The organism is Flavobacterium flavipigmentatum, from assembly GCF_020911905.1.
Classification (GTDB): Bacteria; Bacteroidota; Bacteroidia; order Flavobacteriales; family Flavobacteriaceae; genus Flavobacterium; species Flavobacterium flavipigmentatum.
In genome coordinates this window covers 928,668-950,361 of the sequence record NZ_CP087133.1, presented here as the reverse complement: position 1 = coordinate 950,361, position 21,694 = coordinate 928,668, and the positions used below count along the sequence as shown (strand labels likewise).

Annotated in this window: 18 protein-coding genes; 13 read left to right on the top strand and 5 right to left on the bottom strand. The window is 35.4% G+C overall.

Annotation, left to right across the window (positions count from 1 at the left end; all coding sequences use genetic code 11):
* Nucleotides 1-101: 101 nt before the first annotated feature.
* The 5 genes from LNP22_RS04500 to panC form a co-directional block, all read right to left on the bottom strand.
* Nucleotides 102-2,066 carry a transglycosylase domain-containing protein gene (locus LNP22_RS04500; RefSeq protein WP_229975526.1) on the bottom strand — a complete coding sequence of 655 codons (1,965 nt, stop codon included), beginning with the start codon at nucleotides 2,064-2,066 and terminating at the stop codon, nucleotides 102-104.
* A 19-nt stretch (nucleotides 2,067-2,085) separates the two neighbouring features.
* Nucleotides 2,086-3,447 carry a DNA repair protein RadA gene (gene radA, locus LNP22_RS04495; RefSeq protein WP_229975525.1) on the bottom strand — a complete coding sequence of 454 codons (1,362 nt, stop codon included), beginning with the start codon at nucleotides 3,445-3,447 and terminating at the stop codon, nucleotides 2,086-2,088.
* Nucleotides 3,447-4,601 (bottom strand): alpha/beta hydrolase, encoded by a 1,155-nt coding sequence (locus LNP22_RS04490; RefSeq protein WP_210666029.1) that lies wholly within the window; start codon nucleotides 4,599-4,601, stop codon nucleotides 3,447-3,449. The genes radA and LNP22_RS04490 overlap by 1 nt, the downstream gene beginning before the upstream one ends.
* Nucleotides 4,602-4,777: 176 nt before the next feature.
* Nucleotides 4,778-5,128, bottom strand: coding sequence for an aspartate 1-decarboxylase (panD, locus tag LNP22_RS04485; RefSeq protein WP_210666030.1), 351 nt, complete (start codon nucleotides 5,126-5,128; stop codon nucleotides 4,778-4,780).
* Nucleotides 5,129-5,142: 14 nt separating this feature from the next.
* Nucleotides 5,143-6,021 (bottom strand): pantoate--beta-alanine ligase, encoded by an 879-nt coding sequence (panC, locus tag LNP22_RS04480; protein ID WP_229975524.1) that lies wholly within the window; start codon nucleotides 6,019-6,021, stop codon nucleotides 5,143-5,145.
* A gap of 78 nt (nucleotides 6,022-6,099) precedes the next feature.
* Here panC and LNP22_RS04475 point away from each other — a divergent pair, with 78 nt between their 5' ends.
* The 13 genes from LNP22_RS04475 (at nucleotide 6,100) to LNP22_RS04415 (ending at nucleotide 21,655) form a co-directional block, all read left to right on the top strand.
* Nucleotides 6,100-6,906: a glycogen/starch synthase gene (locus LNP22_RS04475; RefSeq protein WP_210666032.1), complete on the top strand. Its 807-nt coding sequence runs from the start codon at nucleotides 6,100-6,102 to the stop codon at nucleotides 6,904-6,906.
* 21 nt (nucleotides 6,907-6,927) lie between these two features.
* A complete protein-coding gene (gene bamH, locus LNP22_RS04470) occupies nucleotides 6,928-8,520 on the top strand; it encodes a BamH family beta-barrel-assembly machinery protein (protein WP_229975523.1) in 1,593 nt (530 codons plus the stop codon).
* Nucleotides 8,521-8,529: 9 nt separating this feature from the next.
* Nucleotides 8,530-10,380, top strand: a complete 1,851-nt coding sequence (gene glmS, locus LNP22_RS04465) for a glutamine--fructose-6-phosphate transaminase (isomerizing) (RefSeq protein ID WP_229975522.1) — start codon at nucleotides 8,530-8,532, stop codon at nucleotides 10,378-10,380.
* 147 nt (nucleotides 10,381-10,527) lie between these two features.
* The gene (locus tag LNP22_RS04460) at nucleotides 10,528-11,043 is read left to right on the top strand and encodes a hypothetical protein (protein ID WP_229975521.1); all 516 of its coding nucleotides are present in this window, start codon (nucleotides 10,528-10,530) and stop codon (nucleotides 11,041-11,043) included.
* Between the two features lie 316 nt (nucleotides 11,044-11,359).
* Nucleotides 11,360-14,152 carry a TonB-dependent receptor gene (locus LNP22_RS04455; protein WP_229975520.1) on the top strand — a complete coding sequence of 931 codons (2,793 nt, stop codon included), beginning with the start codon at nucleotides 11,360-11,362 and terminating at the stop codon, nucleotides 14,150-14,152.
* Nucleotides 14,153-14,224: 72 nt separating this feature from the next.
* The gene (locus tag LNP22_RS04450) at nucleotides 14,225-15,808 is read left to right on the top strand and encodes an SGNH/GDSL hydrolase family protein (RefSeq protein WP_229975519.1); all 1,584 of its coding nucleotides are present in this window, start codon (nucleotides 14,225-14,227) and stop codon (nucleotides 15,806-15,808) included.
* 233 nt (nucleotides 15,809-16,041) lie between these two features.
* Nucleotides 16,042-17,553: a F0F1 ATP synthase subunit beta gene (atpD, locus tag LNP22_RS04445; protein WP_007808159.1), complete on the top strand. Its 1,512-nt coding sequence runs from the start codon at nucleotides 16,042-16,044 to the stop codon at nucleotides 17,551-17,553.
* Nucleotides 17,554-17,639: 86 nt separating this feature from the next.
* Complete coding sequence (locus tag LNP22_RS04440) at nucleotides 17,640-17,921, top strand: F0F1 ATP synthase subunit delta/epsilon (RefSeq protein ID WP_210666038.1); 282 nt, start codon at nucleotides 17,640-17,642, stop codon at nucleotides 17,919-17,921.
* 185 nt (nucleotides 17,922-18,106) lie between these two features.
* A complete protein-coding gene (locus LNP22_RS04435; RefSeq protein WP_229975518.1) occupies nucleotides 18,107-19,261 on the top strand; it encodes an aminotransferase class I/II-fold pyridoxal phosphate-dependent enzyme in 1,155 nt (384 codons plus the stop codon).
* Nucleotides 19,262-19,433: 172 nt separating this feature from the next.
* The gene (locus tag LNP22_RS04430) at nucleotides 19,434-19,628 is read left to right on the top strand and encodes a hypothetical protein (protein WP_229975517.1); all 195 of its coding nucleotides are present in this window, start codon (nucleotides 19,434-19,436) and stop codon (nucleotides 19,626-19,628) included.
* 48 nt (nucleotides 19,629-19,676) lie between these two features.
* Nucleotides 19,677-20,540, top strand: coding sequence for a TraB/GumN family protein (locus LNP22_RS04425; RefSeq protein ID WP_229975516.1), 864 nt, complete (start codon nucleotides 19,677-19,679; stop codon nucleotides 20,538-20,540).
* A gap of 7 nt (nucleotides 20,541-20,547) precedes the next feature.
* Complete coding sequence (locus tag LNP22_RS04420) at nucleotides 20,548-21,051, top strand: RNA polymerase sigma factor (protein ID WP_229975515.1); 504 nt, start codon at nucleotides 20,548-20,550, stop codon at nucleotides 21,049-21,051.
* Nucleotides 21,041-21,655, top strand: a complete 615-nt coding sequence (locus LNP22_RS04415; RefSeq protein ID WP_229975514.1) for a hypothetical protein — start codon at nucleotides 21,041-21,043, stop codon at nucleotides 21,653-21,655. The genes LNP22_RS04420 and LNP22_RS04415 overlap by 11 nt, the downstream gene beginning before the upstream one ends.
* The last annotated feature ends 39 nt before the right edge of the window (nucleotides 21,656-21,694 follow it).

Genomic DNA, 21,694 nt, shown 5'->3' with positions numbered 1-21,694 from the left:
TGCGAATTATTTTCTTTTGCTGATACTTTCAAAATTAAATAAAGCATCACAGTTTTATAAGTACTGAAAATTTGCTGAATTACGATAAATGATCATAAAATCTAAAGATCAAACTCGCTATCGGTTGACAAAGAATCTAACGGAATTGCTGTTGAGTCTAAGGTTTTAATGCGCAATAACGATCGTGCATTTCCAGAAACATAAACCGGCGATTGAAAAACAGTATCTTCTGGAATCAAAACGCCACGACGTAACATTAAGCTGCTTAAAAACTTTTGGTTCTTTATTGCGTAGTCTTTCAAATTTCCCTGATCGTTAAACTGATACATGAATTTTCTGGGTTTCGGAATAATCGTGGCCAGGAACAAACATTCATTCAAACTCAAATCTGCCGGACTTTTCTGGAAATAAAAATGACTTGCTTCGCCAATGCCGTAAACATTAGGCCCCCATTCGATAATATTAAAATATACTTCGAGCATTCTTTCCTTGCTTACCACGCGATTGTTCTCTAGAATATACACGAGTAAAATTTCTTCCAGCTTACGCGAAAGTGTTTTTTCTCGAGTTAAAAATACATTTTTGATCAATTGCATACTGATCGTACTAGCGCCACGAGAGAATTTTTTGGTTCGAATATTTTTTAGAATCGACTGTTTAAAAGCTTCATTGATAAAACCGCGATGCGAGAAAAACGAAGGGTCTTCTGTAGTCAGCACGCATTTGCGCAAATAAGGCGAAATTTGATCCAAAGGAGTGTAATTTGGATTTGCATTGCCGACCAAAACAGGTCTTTGCAACACATTTTGTATGATGGCGCGATACACAAATTCGCCGTTTAATTTGTTAAGATTTGCCTCGCCGTATTTCGTGATTTTTAGGTTTTCTTTGTTTAGTTTACTATCGAAAACCAGCGTATTGGGCTTGTTTTTATTGAATTTAAAGTCTAAATTATAATTAAAATTACCAGTAGCTTCCATGCCTTGAAAATGTGTAAACAAGCCTTCAGGCAACGAAACAATAAAATCCTGCGCCTGCATTTTTGGAATGTCGACTTTTAAAGTATAAACCGTATCCGATTCGGTATTGTACGAAACATAAGGACGCACTTTTATTTTGTTTAGCGTCATAGACGAAGTGCTGTCGATCGAAATGAAATCGTCACCGAGTAAAAAGCGATAATCAAAACGCGCATTTTTGATGACCACATCTTTGCTAGCAATTTTGGGATGGTTGATTTTTAAGTTGGCGATAGAAGTAAAGCCATCAATGTGCAGTTCGCTTCCGTCTTTTTCGATGTTTTCAACATTCAGTCGTATAGAATCGAAGCTGGCTTTCAAATTGTATCTTTCATCCAGATACGGCACTTTAATCGCTCCCGTATCTACATTAAAAAAGCGAATATCGGCTTTTTTATTACGAGGGTCGGCAAAGCCTTTTATATTCCAGCGCTGGTCAAAATCCTTGCTCTGAACATGTAGCGTTGTTTCGAGCTGTTTATTGCTTAAAACAAGTGTATTGATCGCAATTGAGGCTGTTTTGCCATTGTCATTAATTTTAAAATTCAAACGTTCCAGTTTCATGTCGGTTGGAACGAGATTTAGTAGTTTCGAAATAATTCGGTAAGCTATTGTTGCGTATTTTCTTTTTTCGTTGGTGTCTTTTTCAGTGGTATCTTTTTTTAGAAAAGCATCAAAATTGCGCACTTTTACTTTTTTGACCAATTGTACGTAACCGTCATTTACTTTCAAAGTGCCGATCTGGACATCGCCAACCAGTAAACTGGATAAATTGATAGTGGTTTCTATTTTTTTGATATTAAAAAGTGTGTCCGCATTTCGGGGAACCAGAACCACATTGGTTAGTTTTATGCCGGATAATCCCTCAAAAGAAGCCGATTCTACAGAGAAAACACTATCATAGTCCACGCTCATTTTGTGGGTGACTTTGGCAATGGCTTGTTTTAAAAGCGAATTCCGAAAAAAGTAAAATCCTAAAAAAAGCACCAGCAATACCAGTACAAGTATTGAGAGTGCTTTGGTTATTTTTTGTTTTGGAAATTTCATAAAGAAGGTTTTGTAAAAACTACCCAAAAAGAATACTGGCGACGTCTTCAATTTTGGTAACGAGTTCTATTTTGATTCCTGTATTTTTTAATGCAATTTTGTTGTATTTGGATACAAATATCGTGTTGAATCCTAATTTTTCGGCTTCCTGAATGCGCTGATCGACGCGGTTTACAGGGCGAATTTCTCCCGATAAACCTACTTCTCCCGCAAAACAGAATCCTTTGGTTACCGGAATGTCTTCGTTGGACGATAATATGGCAGCGACAACCGCTAAGTCAATTGCGGGATCATCTACTGAAATTCCGCCAGTAACATTTAGAAACACATCTTTTGCGCCTAAACGAAATCCGGCTCTTTTTTCTAAAACCGCCAAAATCATGTTCAGCCTTTTGGCGTTGTAACCTGTTGTGCTTCGTTGTGGTGTTCCGTAAACTGCGGTGCTCACCAGAGATTGTATTTCGATCATCAACGGGCGCATGCCCTCCATCGTTGTGGCAATTGCAGTTCCGGACATTTCTTCGTCTTTGTGCGAAATCAATATTTCAGACGGGTTTGAAACTTCCCGTAAACCACTGCCCAGCATTTCGTAAATTCCCAGTTCGGCTGTTGAGCCAAAACGGTTTTTTAGCGATCGCAGAATACGATACACATGATTACGATCACCCTCAAATTGCAAAACAGTATCCACCATGTGTTCCAGAATTTTCGGGCCGGCGATGTTACCGTCTTTGGTAATATGTCCAATTAAAATAACTGGGATATTGGTTTCTTTGGCAAATTTGATCAACTCGGCCGTAGTTTCTCTAATCTGAGAAATACTTCCGGCGGTAGATTCTATATAATCGGTATGTAAAGTCTGAATAGAGTCGATAATCACTATTTCGGGCTGAATGGCTTCAATTTGCTTGAAAATATTTTGCGTTTTTGTTTCCGTCAAAATATAACAATTGTCGCTGTTGGGCGTGATTCTTTCGGCACGCATCTTAATTTGTTTCTGGCTTTCTTCACCCGAAACATAAAGCGTTTTATAAGGCAATTTCAGAGAAATCTGAAGCAAAAGGGTACTTTTTCCAATACCGGGTTCACCGCCTAAAAGAGTCAAAGATCCCGGAACGATTCCGCCACCCAGAACACGATTCAATTCGCCATCGGTTGTATCCATTCGTACTTCCTGCGTCGAATCTATTTCGTTAATTTTTAATGGGCGAGGCGCTTTGCTGCTGGAAGCTGGTTCGCTTTTCCAAGCGACTTTTTCTTGCTTTTGGATAATTTCTTCGGCAATCGTATTCCATTCTTTGCAGGCATTGCATTGTCCTTGCCATTTGGCGTATTGGGTGCCGCAATTCTGACAAAAAAAGGAAGTTTTTACTTTAGACATTATTTGGTTTTTTTTGCAAGTGTATTCATTTGATCGATTTTTTCATACATCAAATCTTTATTCAAATCACCAATTGGTTCCATTTGAGAAGCATTTTGATATTTTTTAGACGCTCTTTTCGGGTCGTCCATTTTTTCGTACATCAATCCTAATTCGTATTCGCCCAACATTGCTTTCGGGTAGGTAACATTGGCAATTTCGGCCATTTTTCCTAATTCGTCGTAAGCTTTGTTTTTTAAAATTAAATTTTCAATTACTTTAAAATCACTCATCCTAACAGGAACTTCAATACCCATCATTTTAGACATTACGGCATATTTATTTTCTAAATAATCGGCGAATCCAGATTGAAGCACCACAATTTTATTATTGTATTCCTCTGAATTTATCGGACGATAGGCTTCAAAAATTTGATACAAAGCGCTCGGAATTGCATGTAGAACCTGTGTATAATGCGTTGTGTTTTTAAATACATCGTACTTATAATTAACTAACGGATTATTTGCGATTTTAATATTGCTGTCTAATTTTTCTATAGGTTCTTTTAGCTTTTTGTTATCGCCATCGGCAACAGAAATGTAATAAAAAACAGGTTCTGTAATTTTGGCAAATTTTTCTGGAATCCTAACTTCCATTTTTGGGGCAAGTTCTGGGCTAAAGCAAATGTAGGCGTTAAAAATTGGCTGCTCTTTGTACAAATAAAAATTGATAAAACTAGCGGTAGTATCGTGTCCGGCAACGATTCTGAAAGGAGTTGTGCGGTATTTTTTTTCGATATACGGAATTAATTCTGCGCCGACAAATTCAAAAAACTGAGCACCTTTTTCAAACGGCAACCCCGTGATTTCGTCAATTGTAGTGTCATCATAACGCTCTTCTTCTTTGTTTTGATGAATCCCGATAATGATCATTTCTGGCAAATCATCCCAGTACGAACCGTAGCTTAAATTCCCGGAAAAAGGATCAAAAAGATAATCACCGTCTAACAAATATAAAACAGGGTATTTTTTTGTTGGATTTGATTCGTAAGAAGCGGGAAGTCCGATGGTTATTCTTCTCTCTGTTCCCAGTTTTTCAGATTTAATATTATCAAATTTTTTCTGTGCGAAAACCGAAACCGAAATTAAGGCAAGCAAAAGGTAAACTTTTTTCATGATTTGAGGCATTTCAGTAAATTAAAAAGTATTAAAATAAGGTACCAATATAATACTTTATTTGCTTTTTGATAACAATGTGATTTAAAAAAGCCGTGAAATTTAAGACAAACAAAACGTCATTCGATCAAAAATAATTTTGACGAATAAAGGATATTATATGTGTAAAAGAGAATTTACGTTAACGAATTATCGTTTTCATTAGGGAAAACAATCCATGGTTTGAAGGTTTTGGCTTCTTCAAAATCCAAAGTTGCATAAGAAATGATGATAATAATGTCGTCTTTCTGTACTTTTCTGGCAGCAGGTCCGTTCAGGGTAATTTCGCCTGAATTTTTCTGGCCTTTTATAGCATACGTTTCAAAGCGTTCACCATTATTAATGTTTACAATAGATACTTTTTCACCTTCAATAATGTTAGAGGCTTCCAGTAAAGTTTCGTCAATAGTAATACTGCCAATATAATTTAAATCGGCTCCCGTTACTTTTACACGATGAATTTTTGATTTTAAAACTTGAATTTGCATGGTGCAAAGGTAAATTAATTTAATGAAATGGTATCAATCAGCCTTATAGAATTAACAAATACTGCTATAAATGCGCGGTACTTTTTGTCTTTACTCTTATGATCGATGGGTAATAATGTCGATTCATCAGCTATTACAAAATATTCCAACTCAAACATTTCGTTGTCTTTGAATGCATTTTGTACAAACTCAATAGTAGCTTCTGGGCTTTCTTTTGCGAATATTTCTTGGGCTTGCGTCAGAGTTTTGTAGATAATCGAAGCTTTTTTTCTTTCTTCAGAAGTCAGGCGCTCGTTTCGGGAACTCATCGCCAATTGGTTGTCTTCTCTAAAAATAGGACAGCCTACAACATGTACTGGCATGTGGTTCTTTTCGACCATTTTTTTAACAATTTGCAATTGCTGAAAGTCTTTTTCGCCAAAATAAGCGTTCGTTGGTGTTACAATTTCAAACAAACGTTTTACTATGGTACCCACGCCATTAAAATGTCCGGGTCTGAATTTTCCTTCCATTTGATTTTCTAAACCATCAAAATCAAAATCCTGAGAAACCGTATGTCCTTCGTATATATCCTCGACAGAAGGAGCATAAAGGATGATTTTATCACTCAGATTACGCATTTTTTTTACGTCTTCTTCCAGCGTTCGGGGATATTTTTCTAAATCTTCAGGATTGTTAAATTGCGTTGGATTTACAAAAATACTCACCACAGTATCGTCATTTTCTTTGATTGAGCGTTGCATTAAAGCCAGATGACCTTGGTGTAAAGCGCCCATTGTTGGTACAAACCCAATAGTTGAATTTGCGGTTTTGATAGTTTTTAAATAAGCTATCAAGGCTACTTTACCGTAGAAAATATGCATGAGGGTATTATTAAAATTTAGTGCAAACATAATATATTAGTTAATAACTGCATAAATTTTTGTAATTTTGCAACGTTTTTATTACCAAAAATTAAGTAAAATACTATTATGAAAGATAAGAGGATATTATATGTATCATCTGAAGTCGTGCCATATTTGGCTGAAAATGAAGTTTCTTTAATGTCTTATGACGTTCCAAAAATGATCAATGATCAAGGCGGACAAATAAGAATTTTCATGCCAAGATACGGAAATATTAACGAAAGAAGACATCAATTACACGAAGTAATCAGACTTTCAGGGATGAATTTGGTAGTAAATGACTTGGATATGCCATTGATTATCAAAGTAGCTTCGATTCCGAAAGAAAGAATTCAAGTTTATTTTATTGATAATGATGAATATTTTAAGAGAAAAGCAACTTTTGCAGACGAAGAAGGCGTTTTGTATCCTGATAATGACGAAAGAGCCATATTTTTTGCAAAAGGAGTGGTAGAGACAGTAAAAAAACTCAACTGGGTTCCAGATATTATACATGTGCATGGTTGGTTGGCTTCGATGTTGCCTATTTACATGAAACATTACTATAAAAATGAAGCATTGTTCTCTGAAACGAAAATTGTTACTTCTGTTTATGGACAATCTTTTGATGAAAATCTGGATTTAGAAATGATCAATAAGGTAAAATTTGACGGCGTGCCGCATGACGCAGTTGCTGATTTGGAAGTGCCTAATTACGAAAATATCCTTAAAGCGAGCATATTACATTCTGATGCTGTGATTATAGCTTCTGAAAACGTATCGCCAAGTTTAACAAAATTTATAGAATCTTCAGGAAAACCTTTTTTACCTTTCGCCACGAAAGATGCATTCGCCGAGGCGTATACAAATTTCTACAAGAGTATGGGGCTTTAAATTTTAACTTTATTATTAAACATGTATAATACTTCTTTTATTAAGAAACTTCTATTAGTTGCCACGGTTGTTGTTTTCTATTCTTGCGATAAGGATTTTATTGAGATCGGAGATACTTTAATCGGTGATAATCATTTTGGTTTGGAACCAGAAAATTACGATGTTAACGCTTACAATCAGAAAGTTACTCCGGTAGCTTCTAATAATTTAAATACAAATCCTTTAGGTATTTATGATAATGCTGTTTTTGGAACAACAACGGCTAATTTTAATACTCAGGTCGCATTGTCAGAATATGCGCCAACGATTGGCGAAGGTGTCGAAGTAGATAGTGTTACTATTAATATTCCTTATTTTGTAGTTTCAAGTAAAACGATCATAAATTCTGAAACAGGTAATTCTACTTATGTATTGGATTCTGTTTTTGGTCCTGCCGACGGAAAATTAAAACTGAGCGTTTATGAATCAGGTTATTACATGAGAGATCTTGATCCGAGTGGGAGTGTGCAAACAAGTCAGTTGTACTATACCAATCAAAATGTTGATTTTGAGGGTCAAAAAGGAACACTCTTAAACGACAGTTCTAATAAATTGGAGAATGATGAGTTTTTCTTTAGCAGTAAAGAAATAGTTGAAAAAACAGTAGATGCTACTACAAAAGTAGAAACGAAGAAAAGATTTCCTCCGGAAATGCGTTTACATCTTAACAGAGAATTTTTTAAAACCAAACTTCTTGATGCTTCAAAAGCTTCGAATTTGGCAAATGCAGATCTTTTTAAAAATTATTTTAGAGGATTGTATTTTAAAGTAGAAAAATCCGGCTCTAGTAATAGTAATGCGGCAATGATGGACTTTAAAAAAGGTAAAATTACCGTTTTTTATAAAGCCAAAACAGCTATTACTACAGATGATGAAAATGTAAAAGAAAATAAAACTTTGGTTCTGAATCTTACAGGGAATACGGTTAGTTTGCAGGAAGAAAGCAATGTAACGCCTGACTATTTGGATGCTACACAGAACGATGTTGTGGCTGATGATAAATTATATCTAAAAGGAGGTCAGGGTTCTATGGCGATCATTGAGCTGAATGATTTTGCAACTCAATTGGCAGATATTAAAGCCAAAGGTTGGATGGTTAATGAGGCAAATCTGGTTTTTACTATCGATTCTGATAAGATGAAAGATTTAGATGAGCCGTTAAGGGTTTATTTGTATGATGCCACCAATAACACCCCTATTGTAGATTATATTGCAGATGGTACTTCTAGTCTAACAACAGATGGTCGTAGAGCAAAGTATATTTATGATGGTATCATCAATTTGGATGCTACTACCAAAAAGGGTAAAACGTATAAAATTCGTTTAACCAGTTATATTCGTAATTTGATCAAAAATGACAAAGCAGTAGCTGTAAAGTTAGGTTTGGTTGTAACGGATGATATTACCATTGTTGCTTCCAGTAAAATGGATCCTAAAACGATCAACAATAGTAATTTTAAAGAAGTTCCAAGAGCATCTGTAATGAGTCAGGCAGGAACAGTACTATTTGGAGGAACTGCTGCTTCGGCAGATAAAAAAGTAAAACTTCAAGTTTACTATACAAAACCAAATTAATAAAAATATATGTGTGGAATTGTTGGATATATTGGGCATAGAGAGGCTTATCCTATTGTAATCAAAGGATTGAAGCGACTCGAATACAGAGGATATGATAGTGCTGGTGTGATGCTATATGATGCAGAATCTGGAATTAAAATCTGTAAAACAAAAGGTAAGGTAGCTGATCTTGAAGCTAAAGCAAAAAATGGTTTTACTACCAACGGAAATATTGGTATTGGACATACTCGTTGGGCTACACACGGAGTTCCAAACGATGTAAACTCACATCCACATCTTTCTAATTCTGGTGAGTTGGCTATTATTCACAATGGTATTATCGAAAATTACGCTCCTCTTAAAGAAGAATTAATCAAAAGAGGTTATGTTTTTCATTCGGATACCGATACAGAAGTTTTAGTAAATCTGATCGAAGAAGTTCAAAAGAAAGAAAATATAAAGTTAGGCAAAGCAGTTCAAATTGCATTAAATCAAGTCGTTGGTGCTTATGCGATAGCGGTTTTTGATAAAAAAAATCCTAACGAATTGGTTGCTGCAAGATTGGGTAGCCCATTGGCGATTGGTGTTGGTGAAGGTGAATATTTTATAGCCTCTGATGCTTCTCCGTTTATCGAGTATACTTCAAATGCTATTTATCTTGAAGATGGAGAGATGGCAAATATAAGATTGCATAAGCCTCTTAAAATTAGAAAAATAAAAGATGATTCTTTGGTAGATCCTTATATTCAGGAACTTCAAATGAATCTGGAGCAAATTGAAAAAGGCGGTTACGACCATTTCATGCTAAAAGAAATTTACGAACAGCCAAGTGTCATTAAAGATACCTACAGAGGTAGACTTAATGCGAATAAAGGAATCGTTCAGATGGCAGGTGTTGAGGATAATTTAGAAAAATTCTTAAACGCTAAACGAATTGTTATCGTAGCTTGTGGTACTTCATGGCACGCAGGATTAGTGGCAGAATATATTTTTGAAGAATTCGCCCGCATCCCTGTAGAAGTAGAATATGCTTCAGAATTTAGATACAGAAACCCAATTATCAATAAAGACGATGTGGTGATTGCTATTTCTCAATCTGGAGAAACTGCGGATACTATGGCGGCTATCAAATTGGCAAAAGAAAACGGAGCTTTCGTTTTTGGTGTTTGTAATGTTGTAGGTTCTTCTATTTCTAGAGAAACTCATGCAGGTGCTTACACGCATGCTGGTCCCGAAATTGGAGTAGCTTCGACTAAAGCATTTACAACGCAAATCACTGTTTTAACGATGATTGCTTTACGTTTAGGAAAAGCAAAAGGCACTTTATCAAACACAGATTTTCATACTTATTTGCAAGAATTAGAAATAATTCCTGAAAAAGTAGCTGAAGCATTAGAAACCAATGACAGAGCAAAAGAAATTGCTGCTGCTTTTAAAGATGCTCCAAATTGTCTGTATTTAGGTCGAGGATATAATTTTCCGGTAGCATTAGAAGGTGCTTTAAAACTAAAAGAGATCTCTTATATTCATGCTGAAGGTTATCCTGCAGCAGAGATGAAACATGGTCCGATTGCACTTATTGATGAGCACATGCCGGTTATTGTTATTGCTCCTAAACAAGGGCATTACGATAAAATTGTAAGTAACATTCAGGAGATAAAATCGAGAAGTGGCAAAATCATTGCAGTGGTTACCAAAGGAGATACCCAAGTTCGTGAATTGGCAGATTATGTAATCGAAATTCCGGAAACATCAGATGCATTATCACCATTAATAACTACAATACCTTTGCAATTGCTTTCGTATTACATCGCTGTAATGCGCGGTTGTAACGTAGATCAGCCACGTAATTTGGCAAAATCCGTAACTGTAGAATAATACAATAAAATTTATTATAGTGTTAATAAAAGCGAGATCCAGGTCTCGCTTTTTTTGTTTAACTTTTTATGAAATAAATTTCAAATTTATAAATTATGATGTTTATTTGCTTGAGCTATTTCTAATCTTATCATTTAATTTACGTTTATGAAAAAAATTATCACAGCAGTTTTCCTGATAATAACTGCAACCGGCTTCTCTCAACAGCTTACTTATAGAACTGGCGGAAACGTCTATAATGCAGAGAACAAAAAAATCAATCCGATGGAAGTTCGGGCTCTGATGGCAAATAACAACGAAGCGCTGTCATTGTATAATGCGGGAAGAAATAAGAAAACATGGGGCAATGTGCTGCTGTATGGTGGCTCGGCACTAGTGGTCGCCAATTTATTAGTTGGATTGACAAAAGATGAGCAATATGTGACTACCTATCCTGGTAATGGTTATTATCCTTCCGTACAAGCAGAGCGTACTAGTTTTACTGCCGCTATTATTGGAGGTGCAATGATTTTGGGTTCTATTCCTGTCAAGATTGGTTATACCAGAAAAGTCAAATCGGCTTTGACCAAATACAATGATGGTTTGGCCGAAAATAATCAGCCTACGTACAAAACAACTTTGGTGGCGAGCGGTAATCAAATCGGTATTAAAATTGAATTTTAAAAATGCCTTAACTCTTTAAATTTGGTAAAAATGTTAAAAAAACGAGATTTAGGTCTCGTTTTTTTATATTGTCAATTTATTTTTATGAACTATGTATTTTTAAGAAATATTCATTTTTTTTCTTAAAATTTATATGTATGCATAGTATCTCTCGTTTTAAATGTACGGTTATTGCTATTAATTTAATAAATCGTTATGAGGAATACTTAAAATACTTGCTAAAAATATGTTTATAATTAATTTTTTTTAACCTTTTTTTAGTAATATGAAAATTATTTGTTATTTTGGCTATCTAAACTAACCAAAAACAAATCCAATGAGAGTTTATTTACTAATTATGTCTTTGTTTTTCTGTGGATTTTCTTTCGCACAGACTACAATTACGGGTTCCGTTACCGATAGTAACAACCAATCTATTCCTGGTGCCAATGTAAATGTTGTAGGCAGTACAAGTGGTGCTTCTACTGATTTTGACGGTACTTTTGCTTTAAAAACGACGTCTAAACCACCTTTTGCTCTTAAGGTTTCGGCGGTAGGATTTGAATCTAAGATCATCAATGTCACTTCGGCTGATCAAAAAGTCAATGTGGTGCTAAAAGATGAAGAAACTAAATTGGATGAAATTGTTGTTTCGGCATCCAGAACTCCGGAAAGAGTGATAGAATCTCCTGTTACTATCGAAAGAATGGGAATTCAGGAAATTAAGAACACGACTGCTGCCACTTTTTATGATGGGTTAGAAAACTTAAAAGAGGTGCATTTTAATACCAGTAGTATTTCGTTTAAGTCTATCAATACGCGTGGTTTCGCATCTGTTGCCAATACTCGTTTTATGCAATTGGTTGACGGAATGGACAACTCATCCCCAGCCTTAAACTTCGTGTTAGGAAATCTAATTGGTATTTCTGATATCGATGTTGCAAATGTCGAACTTTTGCCAGGTGCATCTTCAGCGCTTTATGGTGCAAATGCTTTCAATGGAATTTTGTTTATGAATAGTAAAAGTCCTTTTACCAACGAAGGTATCAGTGTTTATTATAAATACGGGCAGACGAATCAAAACGCTGCTGGCAGAAATGATTACAATGACTTTGGAATTAGAGCTGCAAAAGCATTTACAAAACACTTCGCTTTAAAAGGAAATTTTACTTATCTGGAAGCGACAGAGTGGATCGCTGCTGATAATAGAAGTATGACAGCTGGAGGTGTAAGCCGTGAAACAAATCAAAATTATGATGGTTTGAATCTTTACGGAGACGAGGTGACTACTTTTATTCCGAATGTGGGTCAAGTAAGTAGAACGGGCTATCGCGAACAAGATTTGACAGACAATAAAGTAAAAAATATAAAAGCCGATTTCTCTGCACATATCAGACCTTTTGCAGATGAAACCGAAGTTATTTTGCAATATAAAATTGGTTTGGGAAGTACAATTTATCAAGGAGCTAACAGATATGCCTTGAAAGATTTTATGATGCAACAAGCAAAAGTAGAAGTAAAAGGGAAAAACTTTTTTGCCAGATTCTATGCTACAGATGAAGATGCTGGAAATTCGTACGACATGAGATTTGCTGCATGGAATGTTAATAGAGCTGCAAAATCAGATCAGGAATGGTTTACCAATTATGCAACTGCTTACCAATTATCAGGAGCGGTTATGGGTACAAATGCAAATCAATCTGCTGCTATCGCAAGAAATTTTGCAGATTATAATGTACTTCCTGCTGCTATTTCTTTTATTCCAAAACCAACAGGTTCTGCGAGATTTGAGCCAGGTTCTGCTCAGTTTAAACAAGCGCTTACTACTGTGTTGGCAAATCCGGATTTAACACAAGGGGCAAAATTTATTGATCACTCAAAATTATATCATTCAGATTTAAATTATAATTTTAAAGACCTAATTAAGTTTGCTGAAATTCAGGTAGGTGGTTCTTGGAGAAAATACATCATGGATTCTGAAGGAACTATTTTTACCGACTTTGATGGTCCAATTGATTATAAAGAATATGGTGCTTACACGCAATTACAAAAAAAATTCTTAGACGACAGATTGAAGTTTACTGGATCTCTTCGTTATGATAAAAGCCAGAATTTTGATGGAAATATATCACCAAGAGTTTCATTTGTGTACTCAGGCGGAGAGTCAAAAAGACATAATTTTAGAGTGTCTTATCAAACAGGTTTCCGTAATCCAACTACTCAGGATCAATATATTGGTTTAGATTTAGGGCCGTTTGCTTTAATTGGTTCTGCTCCTGAAAATTTAGATCGATTTACAGAAACAAAACCAGTGAGTGCTGCAGGTCAAGCTTTGGGGTCTCCTGCTACAGTAAATTTATCAGGTCAGAATGCGTATCGTAACGCTTATACTTTGACCTCTGTTCAGGCATTTAGCCTTTCTGCAAATCCTGCAGATCTTAAGGTTGCCAATGTTGGTTTGGTTAAGCCGGAACAAGTACAGGCTTTTGAAATTGGTTATCGCTCAGTTGTTCAAAATGATTTGTCAATCGATTTGAATGCTTACTACAATATTTATAATGATTTCATGAATACTTCGAGAGTAATTTCACCATACTACGGTACAGTTGGAACCAATGCTGCAGATCCAGAAGTTCAAAAAACTTATGCTGCTATAAGATTTGGCGATAGAAGAGTTTATCAGGTATATACTAATACAACTGCTAATATTTCATCATTAGGTTTTGGTGTTGGTTTGGCAAAGAAAGTATACAAAGATTTTGAGTTAGGGGTAAATTATAACTATGCACAATTTGATTTTGATCAGACAGAAGATCCTAGTTTTATTGCTGGATTTAATACGCCTAAACATAGAGTTAAAGCTTCTTTAGGAAATTCTAAAGTAACTAAGAACTTAGGTTTTAATCTAAATGTAAGATGGAACACAGAATATTTATGGCAATCTTCTTTTGGAGATGGTATGATTCCGGAAAATACGGTTCTTGATGCTCAGATAAATTATGCTTTTCCAAAATTAAAATCAGTTGTTAAAGTAGGGGCAACAAATCTTTTCGGTTCAGATTATCTTCAGGTAATTGGTGCGGGAGCAATTGGTCAGCAATGGTTTGCTTCTTGGACAATCAATCCATAATACATGGAAAATTGAGTTCTTGAGTTTGTTAGGACGAATGAAAAAGAAGTACTAATTTTAAATTAAAAAATCATGATAAAAAATATAAAATGGCTATTGCTGGTTTCCTTAACCTTTGTAGCATGTAACAATGATGATGATAATGCTGCTCCGGCAGAGGTTCCGGTTGTTCCCGGTACGGCAGTATTTACAAAATATGTAGCGCTTGGTGACTCTTTTGCGGCAGGATATAGTGATGGTGCACTTTTCAAAAAAGGTCAGGAAGGAGCTTATACAACTATTTTATCGCAGCAATTTGCAGCTGCTGGCGGAGGTGCTTTTACAATTCCTTTTACGAGTGACAATATTGGAGGATTATTATTGGGAGGAAATGTTATCGCAGGTCCACGTTTGTATTTTAATGGATCGGCTCCGGTGGCATTAACAGATAAACCAACCACCGAAGTTGGTGTTCATCTTACAGGAACTTTTAATAACTTGAGTGTTCCGGGAGCAAAAAGTTATCATTTGGTTACTCCTGGTTATGGTAATGTTGCTGGTGTAGCAACAGGAACTGCAAACCCTTATTTTGCACGTTTCTCAAGTTCGCCTTCAACAACTGTACTTGCTGATGCGGTGGTGCAAACTCCTACTTTTTTCTCTCTATGGATAGGTGGAAATGATGTTTTGGGTTATGCTTCTTCAGGAGGAATAGGAAAAGATCAAAAAGGAAACCTAAATCCTGCAACTTACGGAGGTAACGATATTACAGATCCAACGGTTTTTGCAAATGTTTACAACACTTTGGTAACGGGTTTAACAGCTAACGGAGCAAAAGGTGTAGTGGCCAATTTGCCTTATATTAATACACTGCCTTATTTTGTAACGGTTCCTTATAACCCACTTACATCAAGTTTGTTAGGGAACGGAAACGCTACTGTTGGAGTTGCAACTATAAAAGCTTTAAATACACAATTATACGGTCCGCTAAAACAAGCTTTGACTGCTTTTGGAGCAGGTGACAGAATCAATTTGCTTTCAGAGACTGCTGCCAATCCTTTATTAATCAAAGATGAAACGTTGACCAATTTGTCTGCACAATTAACAGCGGCTTTTACACCAACATTAGGTGCTCAAACTGCAGCTTTTTATGGTCAGGTTTTTGGTCAGGCAAGACAAACAAAACAAACATCTGATGGTACTTTTAAAGATTATGTTGTTTTGCCAACCAGAACAGTGATTGGTACGGCACCAACGGCTGCTAATTCTGGTCTGGGAATTGCTCCGCCAGCACCTTTGGATAAATTTGGAATTACATTTCCGTTGCAGGACAAAGACGTTTTGATTCAATCTGAAATAACAGAAATCAAAGTAGCTACAGATGCATACAATGCTACTATCGAAGCTGTAGCAAAAGCAAAAGGACTAGCGTTTGTAGATACACGACCAATTATGGCGCAATTGTCTAATGGCGGTATTAGTTTTGGAAATTATACATTGTCAGCAACGTATGTTACAGGTGGTGCTTTTTCTCTTGACGGAATTCATCCAAGTGCCAGAGGATATGGCCTGATTGCCAATATATTTATTGATGCTATCAATACTCAATTTCAGTCGACTCTTAGACGTGTAGATTTGGGAGTATATCCAATTCAATATCCAAAAACAATCAATTAAATATAAATAACCAATAAAAAAGCCACTCATTAAAAAAGATAATGTAGTGGCTTTTTTAATGGCATAAAATTATCAATTTAACCATTTAAAGGCTGACTTTTAGGAATCAAACAAAATCGCAGTATTTTTTTTATAAAAAATATTGATTTTATATTTTAAAAATTTATCTTTGCGCTCTGAAAAAAGAGGTATTTTCGATAAACCTAAATAGCTATTTAATAAACACATAAGTAATGTCAAAAGTAATAGGAAAAGTTGCTCAAATCATTGGACCAGTAGTTGACGTAGTTTTCAACGGAAAAGATGTTGAACTTCCAAAAATTTATGATTCACTAGAAATCACTAAAAAAGACGGAACGTTATTAGTTCTTGAAGTACAATCTCACATTGGTGAAAACACTGTTCGTACCATTTCTATGGACTCTACAGATGGTTTGTCAAGAGGATATGAAGTAGTTGGAACGGGTAACCCAATCCAAATGCCAATCGGTCCAGATGTATATGGAAGATTATTCAATGTAATTGGAGATGCAATTGATGGTTTAGGAAACTTGCCAAAAACAGGTGAAAATGGTTTGTCTATTCACAGACAAGCTCCTAAATTTGAAGATTTATCAACTTCATCAGAAGTTTTATTCACAGGTATCAAAGTAATTGATTTGATCGAGCCTTACGCAAAAGGAGGTAAAATTGGATTGTTTGGTGGTGCAGGTGTTGGTAAAACAGTATTGATTCAGGAGTTGATCAACAATATCGCAAAAGGTCACGGTGGACTTTCAGTATTCGCAGGAGTAGGTGAAAGAACACGTGAAGGAAATGACTTGCTACGTGAGATGTTAGAGTCAGGAATTATTAAATACGGTGATGATTTCATGCACTCTATGGAAAATGGAGGATGGGATTTGTCTAAAGTAGATATGCCAGGAATGAGAGAGTCTAAAGCTACTTTCGTTTTCGGACAAATGAATGAGCCTCCTGGAGCTCGTGCACGTGTGGCACTTTCAGGATTGTCTATCGCTGAGTATTTCCGTGATGGAGCTGGAACAGATCAAGGTAAAGACGTATTGTTTTTCGTTGATAACATCTTCCGTTTTACACAAGCAGGTTCTGAGGTATCAGCACTTTTAGGCCGTATGCCTTCTGCAGTAGGATACCAACCAACTTTGGCAACAGAGATGGGAGCTATGCAAGAGCGTATTACTTCTACAAACAAAGGATCTATTACATCTGTACAAGCGGTTTACGTTCCTGCGGATGATTTAACTGACCCGGCGCCAGCAACAACGTTTGCTCACTTAGATGCTACAACAGTATTGTCTCGTAAAATTGCTGAGCTAGGTATTTATCCAGCGGTTGACCCGTTAGATTCTACTTCAAGAATTTTGACTCCTCAAATTTTAGGAAACGAGCATTACGATTGTGCACAAAGAGTAAAAGAGATTCTTCAAAAATACAAACAGTTACAAGATATTATCGCGATTCTAGGTATGGAAGAATTGTCTGAAGAAGATAAACTTTCTGTATCAAGAGCACGTCGTGTACAACGTTTCTTGTCTCAGCCTTTCCACGTAGCAGAGCAATTTACAGGTATTCCTGGAGTGTTGGTAGACATCAAAGATACGATCAAAGGATTCAACATGATTATCGACGGTGAGTTAGACCATCTTCCAGAATCAGCTTTCAACCTTAAAGGTTCTATCCAAGATGCTATCGAAGCTGGAGAAAAAATGTTGGCAGAAGCATAATATATAAGTTAAAAGTGAGAGGTTAGATGTTAGACGTTTTGTCTGAAACTTCTAACCTTTAACAAATAACTTCTAACTCAAAAAATATGATTTTAGAAATAGTATCACCAGAAGCAAAATTATTTTCAGGAGAAGTTACTTCGGTTACCTTACCTGGAGTTGATGGAAGCTTTCAAATTTTGAATAATCACGCTCCGATTGTTTCTATTTTAGAAAAAGGAACTGTAAAAGTTGTAGCGTCCAGCTTTAATTTTTCTAAAGAAGTAGCGGGTAAATTCACGAAAGTAAATGAGCAAACCTACACATTAGAGATTGCATCAGGTACTATCGAAATGAAAGACAACAAAGTAATTGTTTTAGCCGACTAAGACAATTTCAAAATAAATTAAAAAGCCAAGCAGTGATGTTTGGCTTTTGTTGTTTTCAGGAGCTATTCCAGCTGTCCACTCTATCTTTGCTTGCCTAAAGAAGGCAAACAAAGGATGCCGCTCCCATCTGGGCTAAAAATCAGAACACACCAGAAATTTAGTCTTAATTTCATAACTTTGCCTTTATGAAATTACCCGAAAATCTCAATCAGAAACTGGAAAATCGTAAACAAAGCAATGCGCTAAGACAATTGCCTAACCAAAATAATCTAATCGATTTTACGTCTAATGATTATATCGGGTTTTCAAAATCAGAAACTATTTTCAAACAAACCCATCAGTATCTGATAGAAAAAGAAATTGCTCAAAACGGAGCAACGGGTTCTCGGTTAATTTCTGGTAATCATTCTTTATATCCAATTACCGAGAATTTTATTGCGCAATTTCATGACGTAGAATCGGCTTTAATTTTCAATTCGGGCTATGATGCCAATGTTGGGTTTTTTAGTGCTGTACCGCAACGAAACGATGTTATTTTGTATGATGAGTTAAGTCATGCGTCTATTCGTGACGGAATTGTTTTATCGAATGCCAAATCATACAAATTCAACCACAATGATTTTGAAGATTTAGAACGACTAATTATTAAATTTCGATCTTCCCAAACCCAAATTCCAACAATTATTTATATCGTAACCGAAACAGTTTTTTCTATGGATGGTGATTGCCCAAATCTGGAAGAATTGGTTTTGCTCTCAGACAAATACAATTGTTATTTAGTAGTAGACGAAGCTCATACGCTAGGAGTTTTTGGAGCAAAAGGGGAGGGTCTTGCGCAATATCTGAATGTTCAGGATCGTATTTTTGCCCGAATTATGACTTTCGGTAAAGGCTTGGGTTGTCACGGAGCAGCTATTTTAGGAAGTGCTGCACTCAAAGAATATTTGGTCAACTTTGCCCGAAGTTTCATCTACACTACCGGACTGTCTCCGCATGCGGTAGCTACCATTTTGACGGCTTATCAACAATTAACAGAAGAAAAAGAAACGATTGATAAACTACGCAATAACATTGTTTTTTTTAATCAGCAAAAAAATCTTTTAGGTCTAAAACCGATGTTTGTCCGAAGCAAATCGGCCATCCAGTCTGCTATTATACCCGGAAACGAAAAGGTAAAACAAATCGCTCACCAATTACGCCAAAAAGGGTTTGATGTAAAACCAATTTTGTCCCCAACTGTTCCCGAGGGGCAGGAAAGACTTCGCTTTTGTATTCATAGTTATAATTCCGAAGCAGAGATTTTTCAGGTTTTAGAGTTGCTGAGAGACTTTGTGTTTTAGATGCATTTTTCTTAAATATTAGAATAAAAGCATAACCACTTTTACAGATGTTTATTTTTTAAACCTTTGTAAAATCCCGTCTTTGCTGGCAATTAAAAAAAAACAATATTTTTTTGTAACGTTTTGATTGATTGTTTACTTACGAGTCGTAATCAAATAAATCAAAAGCGTTATGAAAACCAAAACATCTTTAGTCAAAACCATTATTTGTATCGTATTACTATTTTTATCGTCCATGCAAATCAGCTATTCATTAATAAGTCATTTTGTACACGGAAAACCGTATTCTACTTTATTTGTAGTAGTTTGTTGTTTGTTTGCAGCAACTTTGGCGTCTTCAAAAAGACAGCAATGCAGCAAAAAATAATGGAGTTTTAATCATCAAATCAATCTATAATCATCAATCAAAAACAATATGAAAAATTTATTTAAATCGGTAACAGCTGCGTTTCTAATTATTTTTAGCGTAGGAACTCAAGCACAAACAAAATCTCCAAAACTTGAAAATTCGCTTTTATGGGAGGTTTCTGGAAACGGGTTATCAAAACCATCGTATTTGTACGGAACAATTCACATGATTTGTGGCGCGGATTATTTTCTTTCTGAAAAAGCAAAAAAAGCATTCGAAGCTTCTGATAAATTAGTATTGGAAATTAATTTATCAGATCCTAACGAGATTACAGCAATGCAACAAATGGCAATGGGAAAAGAGCCATTGGATAAAATATTAACTCCGGAACAATTGTCTAAATTGGATTTGATTTTGAAAAAAACTACTGGAATGTCGGTGCAACAAGTAAATAGTTTTAGCTTAACAACCGTGATGAGTTTAATTTTTATAAAATCTTTTGGTTGCAGCGATATCAAATTGTACGAAATGGAATTTGTAGCATTGGCTAAAAAACAAAATCATCAAATTGGCGGTTTAGAAACGGTTAAGTCTCAGTTTGAAATTCTTGAAAATGCCTACACAAACGATGAAATGCTGACCATGTTAAGTGAGGCAACTCCAGACGAAGCGACAGTTCTGGTAGATAATTATAAAAAAGAAAATATTGATTTGATTTATAAAAATACGACTGGCGAAAAGCTGATGAGTGAAAAAACAAAAGATAAAATGCTCAACGGTCGCAATCGTAATTGGGTGAGGCAAATGCCTGAATTGATGAAAAAGCAACCCACATTTTTTGCAGTAGGAGCAGCGCATTTGGCTGGTGAAGAAGGAATAATTAATTTGTTGAGAAAAGCAGGATATACCGTTAAACCAGTAACGAAATAGCGAAGTTTTGAAAGAAAAAGAACAAGAGTTTTTAACGCGAATAGAAAAGCATAAAGGAATTTTGTATAAAGTTTCTAAAATGTATATGGATAATCATGACGACCAGCAAGACTTGTTTCAGGAGATTGTGTGTCAGCTCTGGAAATCCTATGATTCTTTCAGGAACGAAAGTAAATTTTCGACCTGGATGTACCGAGTCGCTGTAAATACTGCTATTGTTTTTTTGAAAAAAGAAAAACGCAAAGTCGATAAATACGAAATCACCTCTGAGAATATAAAAGACGACGAAGGCGATTCACATATAAAAGAAAGTCAGATCGATCATTTTTATAAAGCGGTTCAGAAATTGGAGAAAATTGATAAAGCGATTATTTTTTATCAGTTAGAAGGATTTTCACACAAAGAAATTGGCGATAACTTAGGTATTTCTGAAGGGAATGCCAGAGTAAAATTAAACAGAGCAAAAGAAAAATTAAAAGAAATTATAAAAAATCAAGGATATGGATTTTAACGATATACAAAACGCATGGAACAATGAAAAGACAGAAAATATCATTCTTCCGGATAATTTAGAAAAAATACAATCGGCCAATACGCCTTTGGATAAGATTAGAAAAAACTTAAAAAACGAATTGATTTATCAGGTCATCTCAGTCATCCTAATCGGATTTATGCCTTATATTTTTCAATTTGAAGAAAAATTTATTATGCCTTTCTTCTTGCTTTTTGGTATGTTTACGGCAGTTTGTGTGTATTATTTGCTAAAGCTTTATTTCTTTTATAAACGATTAAACAATACGGCTTTAAAAACAAAAGACAATTTGTATGAGACTTATTTTGATATTCGACTGAATATGGAATTGTACAAAACGTTTGGTTTTGCCCTGACGCCTTTTCTGGTTTTGTTTTTGGTGGTTTTTGTTTATTATCAAGCATCAAAATCGGCAAATTTTAGTATGCTTCAATTCAGTAATTTAGAGATAATAAGTGTTTTTTCTGTGGTGGTCTTCACGATTCTTTTTATGGGTCTGGTTTTAGAATGGTGGGTTCATTTTTTTTATGGCAAGTACGCCAAAGAAATAAAAAAAGTAATAGATCAATTAAAAGAAGAGTAAAAAAAGCAGCCCATCGTAATGATGGGTTTCTTGTTTTAT

Excerpts from the sequence above, each read along its gene's own strand:
- LNP22_RS04500 (WP_229975526.1), bottom strand. The coding sequence starts at position 2,066 with ATGAAATTTCCAAAACAAAAAATAACCAAAGCACTCTCAATACTTGTA.
- radA (WP_229975525.1), bottom strand. The coding sequence starts at position 3,447 with ATGTCTAAAGTAAAAACTTCCTTTTTTTGTCAGAATTGCGGCACCCAA.
- LNP22_RS04490 (WP_210666029.1), bottom strand. The coding sequence starts at position 4,601 with ATGAAAAAAGTTTACCTTTTGCTTGCCTTAATTTCGGTTTCGGTTTTC.
- panD (WP_210666030.1), bottom strand. The coding sequence starts at position 5,128 with ATGCAAATTCAAGTTTTAAAATCAAAAATTCATCGTGTAAAAGTAACG.
- panC (WP_229975524.1), bottom strand. The coding sequence starts at position 6,021 with ATGTTTGCACTAAATTTTAATAATACCCTCATGCATATTTTCTACGGT.
- LNP22_RS04475 (WP_210666032.1), top strand. The coding sequence starts at position 6,100 with ATGAAAGATAAGAGGATATTATATGTATCATCTGAAGTCGTGCCATAT.
- bamH (WP_229975523.1), top strand. The coding sequence starts at position 6,928 with ATGTATAATACTTCTTTTATTAAGAAACTTCTATTAGTTGCCACGGTT.
- glmS (WP_229975522.1), top strand. The coding sequence starts at position 8,530 with ATGTGTGGAATTGTTGGATATATTGGGCATAGAGAGGCTTATCCTATT.
- LNP22_RS04460 (WP_229975521.1), top strand. The coding sequence starts at position 10,528 with ATGAAAAAAATTATCACAGCAGTTTTCCTGATAATAACTGCAACCGGC.
- LNP22_RS04455 (WP_229975520.1), top strand. The coding sequence starts at position 11,360 with ATGAGAGTTTATTTACTAATTATGTCTTTGTTTTTCTGTGGATTTTCT.
- LNP22_RS04450 (WP_229975519.1), top strand. The coding sequence starts at position 14,225 with ATGATAAAAAATATAAAATGGCTATTGCTGGTTTCCTTAACCTTTGTA.
- atpD (WP_007808159.1), top strand. The coding sequence starts at position 16,042 with ATGTCAAAAGTAATAGGAAAAGTTGCTCAAATCATTGGACCAGTAGTT.
- LNP22_RS04440 (WP_210666038.1), top strand. The coding sequence starts at position 17,640 with ATGATTTTAGAAATAGTATCACCAGAAGCAAAATTATTTTCAGGAGAA.
- LNP22_RS04435 (WP_229975518.1), top strand. The coding sequence starts at position 18,107 with ATGAAATTACCCGAAAATCTCAATCAGAAACTGGAAAATCGTAAACAA.
- LNP22_RS04430 (WP_229975517.1), top strand. The coding sequence starts at position 19,434 with ATGAAAACCAAAACATCTTTAGTCAAAACCATTATTTGTATCGTATTA.
- LNP22_RS04425 (WP_229975516.1), top strand. The coding sequence starts at position 19,677 with ATGAAAAATTTATTTAAATCGGTAACAGCTGCGTTTCTAATTATTTTT.
- LNP22_RS04415 (WP_229975514.1), top strand. The coding sequence starts at position 21,041 with ATGGATTTTAACGATATACAAAACGCATGGAACAATGAAAAGACAGAA.